Annotated in this window: 3 protein-coding genes and 1 pseudogene; 1 reads left to right on the top strand and 3 read right to left on the bottom strand. The window is 70.8% G+C overall.

Going from position 1 to position 2,854, the window contains the following annotated elements:
• From I5G_RS00190 to I5G_RS00180, 3 genes and pseudogenes are all read right to left on the bottom strand, one after another.
• The coding region (locus I5G_RS00190; protein WP_022877244.1) for a DNA-formamidopyrimidine glycosylase family protein at positions 1–666 on the bottom strand (666 nt) is incomplete at its 3' end.
• Positions 666–1,208, bottom strand: a pseudogene (locus tag I5G_RS19615) (ribose-5-phosphate isomerase). The pseudogene I5G_RS19615 and the gene I5G_RS00190, both read right to left, overlap by 1 nt.
• A gap of 88 nt (positions 1,209–1,296) precedes the next feature.
• Positions 1,297–2,484, bottom strand: a complete 1,188-nt coding sequence (locus I5G_RS00180; protein ID WP_022877243.1) for a ferrochelatase — start codon at positions 2,482–2,484, stop codon at positions 1,297–1,299.
• 126 nt (positions 2,485–2,610) lie between these two features.
• Between I5G_RS00180 and I5G_RS19610 the strand changes: the two genes are divergently transcribed.
• On the top strand, positions 2,611–2,854 hold a 244-nt coding region (locus I5G_RS19610), incomplete at its 3' end, for a hypothetical protein (protein WP_036325403.1).

The following is a 2,854-nucleotide window of genomic DNA, read 5'->3' as shown; positions in this document are numbered from 1 at the left end:
GCCGCTCGACGGCCTGGTCCTGAGCAGGAGCCCGATCGCGGTGGGCTTGCGGCGCACGGTCGCGACGAACCGCTCCTCCCCCGCGGCGACGTCGTCGACGAGCGGGTCGGGGCCGAGCTTGGCGATCGTCGCGGCCACCTCGTCGGGGGTCTGCAGCTGGCACGCGGTGGGTCCGCGCAGGTCGGCGCACGTCGTTTCGGTCAGCAGGCGCAGCCGCACCGCACCGACCACGGGCGGCGGCCACTCGGTCTGCTCCTCGAGCCCGGTCGTCTGCTCGGACATGCGCACGCGTGCGCGCCGCGGCGCGCCGATCGAGGTGAGGGAGTTCTCGCCGGCGGCATCCAGGATCGGCTCGTCGAGAACCGTCCCGCGCTGGTTCGTGTGCCCCATGCGCCCGTTCGCCGAGGCGATGGTCGCGTCGATCGCGACCTCGCCCGCGAAGTCCCACGCGCCGTACATACCGAGGTGCACCCGCAACCACACGTCGGGGTCGAACCGCAGGAACATCTGCTTGCCGACGGCGCGGACCTCGAGGGCCTCGCGCCCGTCGATCACGGCCGCGCCCTCGGCGAACCGGCCCTGGGGACTGGATGCCGCTACCGTGCGGCCGACGATGTTGCGGTCGAACTGCCGAGCGATGCGGTGGACGGAATGCCCTTCGGGCATCAGCCTGCCTCGGGGTCGAACGAGTCGCTGGCGTCGAGGACGTCGGGCTGCGCGGCGTTCTCGCGCGGATCGGGCAGCAGGATGCCGTCCTGCTCGTAGGCGGCGAGCTGCGCGATGCGGCGGGCGTGGCGCTCTTCGCCCGAGAACGGCGTCGCGATGAAGCGGTCGATGAACGACGCGGCCTCTTAAAACGTGTGCTGACGCGCGCCGATGGCGATCACGTTCGCGTCGTTGTGCTGACGCGCGAGTTCGGCGGTCGGGATGTTCCAGACGAGGGCGGCGCGCACCCCGAGCACCTTTTTCGCCGCGATCTGCTCGCCGTTGCCCGAGCCGCCGAAGACGACGCCGAGCGTCTCGATGCCGTCGGCCTGGTCGCGCACGACGGCCTGGGCGGCGCGGATGCAGAAGGCCGGGTAGTCGTCGAGCGGGTCGTACTCGATGGGGCCGTGATCGACGACCTCGTGGCCCTGCGAGGCGAGGTGGTGCTGGAGCTGGGTGGAGAACTCGAGACCGGCGTGATCGGTGCCGATGTGAATGCGCATGCGCCCATCCTAGGGACGGCCACCGACACTGCGGGCGCGAACGAGGACGCCGCCCGCCCCGGATCGGGACGAGCGGCGCCGTGGTGTGTCAGGGGCGCAGGCCCGCGGCGACGGGCTTGAACCCCGCGCGCACGTTCTCGCAGCAGCCGGGGCGGCACACGTCGTACCAGGGACCGAGGTCGGTCAGGTGCGGACGGTCCGCCTTCGGGGTGCCCTTCAGACGCTCCTCGACGAGGTCGACGAGGCCCGAGACGTACGCGGGGTCGATGCCCGGGGTGGGCGTGCGGACGGCGCGGATGCCGGCTTCCTCCGCGGCCTCCATGGCCTCGGTGTCGAGGTCCCACAGGACCTCCATGTGATCGCTGACGAAGCCGAGCGGCACGATCACGACGGCCTCGGCGCCGCGGCCGGGGAGTTCGGCGATCACGTCGTTCACGTCGGGCTCGAGCCACGGCTGGGACGCGGGGCCGGAGCGCGACTGATACACGAGCTCCCACTCCACGTCGGCGATCGCCGCGGCGACCTCGGCCATGACGAACGCGGCGACGGCCTTGTGCTGCGCCTCGTACGCGCCGCCCTCGCCGAAGTCGACGTCACGGGGGCCGGAGCGCTGCGCGTCGGCGGTCGGAATGGAGTGGGTGGAGAAGAGCACGCGGATCTTCTCGGGCGCGATCCCGTCCGCGACGTACGTCGACACGGCATCCTTCACTCCCTCGACGAAGGTCGAGACGAACCCGGGGTGGTCGAAGAACTGCCGCACCTTGTCGATCGTCACGGTTTCGCCGAGGCCGGTCGCCTCGAGCACGCGGGCGTAGTCCTCGCGGTACTGGCGGCAACTGGAGAACGAGCTGTACGCGCTCGTCGCGATCGCGAGCAGCGTCGTGTCACCGGCCTCGGCGGCCTCGGTGACGGCTTCCTCGAGGTACGGCGACCAGTTGCGGTTGCCCCAGTACACGGGGAGGTTCAGCCCGCGGCGCGCGATCTCGGCCTCGAGCGCCGCCTTCAACTGACGGTTGTGCTCGTTGATCGGGCTGACGCCGCCGAAGTGGCGGTAGTGGTGGGCGACCTCTTCGAGGCGCTCGTCGGGGATCCCGCGTCCGCGCGTCACATTTCGCAAGAAGGGGATGACGTCGTCCTGGCCCTCCGGGCCGCCGAAACCGGCGAGGAGGATCGCGTCGTACGCCACCGGGGTCTCGACCCACTTGGGTCCGGATGCCGCGGCGGGAGACGCGTAGAGGACGGTCTCGGGGGTGGTGTCCGTGTCGGTCGTGCTCACCCCGACATCCTCCCACCTGAGCGATCAGCCCGGCCCGGGGGTATCTCGACACTAGGCTTATACGGTTGTCGTCGGCGCCAGCAGTGCCATCCGCGACGATCCACCCACATCCTCGGGAGAACGCCAGTGCCAGGAGAGAACCTCACCCGCATCGAAGCGCAGGAGCGCCGCGCGATCGTCGACACGCACGATTACGACGTGCGCCTCGACCTCACGCGCGGCGACGAGGTCTTCGGTTCCGTGACGACCGTCCGCTTCGCCGCCACCGAGGGGGCGTCGACGTTCATCGACCTCATCGCGCGCACGGTGAACTCCGTGACGCTCAACGGCCGGACCCTCGACCCGCCGAGGTCTCGCCGACTCGCGCATC

It is taken from the genome of Microbacterium sp. B19 (assembly GCF_000333395.1).
In the GTDB taxonomy this organism is placed as follows: domain Bacteria; phylum Actinomycetota; class Actinomycetes; order Actinomycetales; family Microbacteriaceae; genus Microbacterium.
The sequence above is the reverse complement of the archived record's forward strand: the minus strand, read 5'-3'. Positions and strand labels throughout refer to the sequence as shown.